The organism is Acetatifactor sp. (assembly GCF_982438285.1).
On the sequence record NZ_CEWDFQ010000397.1, the window covers coordinates 1 to 2,505 of the forward strand.

Here is a 2,505-nt window from a genome sequence, read left to right on the forward strand (position 1 = left end):
GCATTCTCTTTGTAATATTTTGCAATTTTTGATATACTATACCCATCAAACAGCAGGAGGAGGCTTGCATTTATGTATAAAGTGATGCTTTTAGATGACGAACCGTGGGAATTAAAGGGAATGAAAAATATGCTTCCCTGGGGGAAATATGGCTTTGAGGTGGTTTCTGTATTGAGCAATCCTCTGAAGGCTTTAGAGCTTTTAAAAGCAGAAGGCTTTGACGTATTGGTGTCTGACATCAGAATGCCCGGCCTGGACGGCATCAGCCTGTTAAAGGAAATCAGAAGCTTTGATTCCAATCTGGAAATTATTTTCGTAAGCGGCTATGCTGAGTTTGAATATGCAAGGGAGGCCCTGCGCTCCGGCGCTTATGATTATCTCTTAAAGCCTGTGGATCTGGATGCAACCGATTCTCTGCTTTCCCGGCTGAAAAGCAGGCTGGACGAAAAAAAGCAGAATCGCAGGCTGCGTCTTATGGATAAAATTTCCGGGGAAAAAATAAGCTTAAAGGAGCTGTTTCCACAGATAGATGAGAGCTTTTCCTGTTATGCCGTTATGGGCGGCAGCTCCCTTGCTTCCTTTCTGGAGAGCAGCCAGGAAGAGCTGCCACAGCATAGCTCCTTTTGGCAGCTCTCCCTTCCCTGCGGGCAAGACTGCTGCCTGTGCTTCCTTGCATGCAGAGATACCTTTTCTCCGGACTCCTTTCTGAGGGAGCTCCTTCCCCGCCAGATGCTGGGATGCAGCCTTCCCTTCTCCGGCCCTGAGCTTATGGCTTTGGACGGTCCAAGCCGGCTTACGGTGCAGGCCTTTGCCGCCTATCACAGCTCCTTTTTCCTGCTGCCTCCCGGGCTGTACCTATACAATGAAACAGACGGAAACGCCCTGCGTGATGTTTCAGAACAAATACACACCCTTTATATGGATAAAAAGACGGAGGCGCTGCGCAGCTATCTGAATCATCTGCCCCATACGCTCCAATCCATATCCATCAACGTAAACGGCATGGTGCGATTATGGAATCAGCTTATGCTGCTGCTTTCGGATGCAGACCTTTACGAGGAATCCTGTCTTTTGTCGGCCGAGCACATGCTGGATCGTTACTCCGATATAGAAAAGCTGACACAGGAATTAATTGTTCTTCTGGAAAATCAAACTGTCTCCTACCCGGAGCAGTCAGCCGAAGAGGGAAAGCATATTTACAGCGCCATGATCCGCTATGTAAACGAGCATTTCACAGAGCCCATCACCCTTCAGGATGTGGCGGACTGTGTTCATGTAAATTTTACCTACGCTTCCAAGCTGTTTAAAAAATATACGAAAACAAATTACTCCAAGTACCTGACGGAGCTGCGGATGAATCTTGCCTGCCGGCTGCTTTCTGACACCGACAAGACAACAGAAGAAATCTGTTATGAGATAGGATACAAAGACTATTTTTACTTCAACAAAACCTTTAAAAAGCACATCGGACAAACACCGCTGCAGTATCGGAGGAAATAAAAGTGCGCCCTAAGAAACAAAAATATTTTTTTCAGAATATCAAGATAAAATACCAGCTCTTCGCCCTGGTCATTTTCAGTATGGCGGTTATCGTTCTGATACAGCTTGCTTATTTTTATCAGTTTTCCTCCGTTATACGGAATATGGCCCAGGACTCAGCCTCCAATCTGCTGATCCAGCTGGAGAAAAATTTATCCATACAGGCAGAAGCCATCGTGGAGACCGCCGAAAACATTGCCTACAACAGTTATACCCAGGATTTCATGGGCAGTACAAATTATGCCATGAGAGCCACTCAGGTACGGTTTATTCAAAATCTGTTTGAATTTTCAAGCATCGCCAATCCCAGCATCACCGATATCATTCTTGTGGATCATTTGGGACAGCTTGTGCGCTATAGCTCTGGAGAGGATTGGGGCGCCATCGAATATATTCTGGAGGAATATCCCGCCGAATCCCTCCCCTTAAACGGCTCCGGAGAATTTTATCTGATTAATTCCGGAGAAACCTCCCTCTATTTGTATGCCTTTTCCTTTTCCACCTACCGCAATCTGAATCACGCCGAGGTGTGCTATATCCTGTTTGAAAATGCTTCCTTTCAGCGCATTCTTGAAAATACAAACCTTCCGAATTCCACAGTATTCTACCTGTTGGACCAGAATAACCGTATTCTTGCCTCTCAGGACAGCAGCTTAAACGGCTCCTATGTCTCCTCGGACGTTCTTGAGCTGATCCCTTCCACAGCCTCTCAATCCGTTGTGGAATTTCAGGGGGAACGCTGCCTGTTAAATCACAGCGAAATCCCCGGATTATCCTGGACGCTTGTGAGCATTATCCCGCAAAGGGAGCTGGAACGGCCTCTGTATCCTTTGAAGGTCTTTGGCATTACCTTTGGTATTATCATATTTTTGGTGCTTCTTGCCATCTACAGCAGCATTGTCAAAAACATTGCAAGACCCCTTGGGGAGCTCTCCGCCTTTATTTCTGACGTCAACTATCAGACGC

General features: G+C 46.4%; 2 protein-coding genes. Both read left to right on the top strand.

From position 1 onward, the window contains the following. Positions 1 to 72 precede the first annotated feature (72 nt). On the top strand, positions 73 to 1,500 hold the full coding sequence (locus tag AC1WIP_RS14425) for a response regulator (RefSeq protein WP_481142482.1): 1,428 nt from the start codon (positions 73 to 75) through the stop codon (positions 1,498 to 1,500). A gap of 2 nt (positions 1,501 to 1,502) precedes the next feature. After that, positions 1,503 to 2,505 (top strand): cache domain-containing protein (locus tag AC1WIP_RS14430; protein ID WP_481142483.1); only part of this gene is annotated, 1,003 nt, incomplete at its 3' end.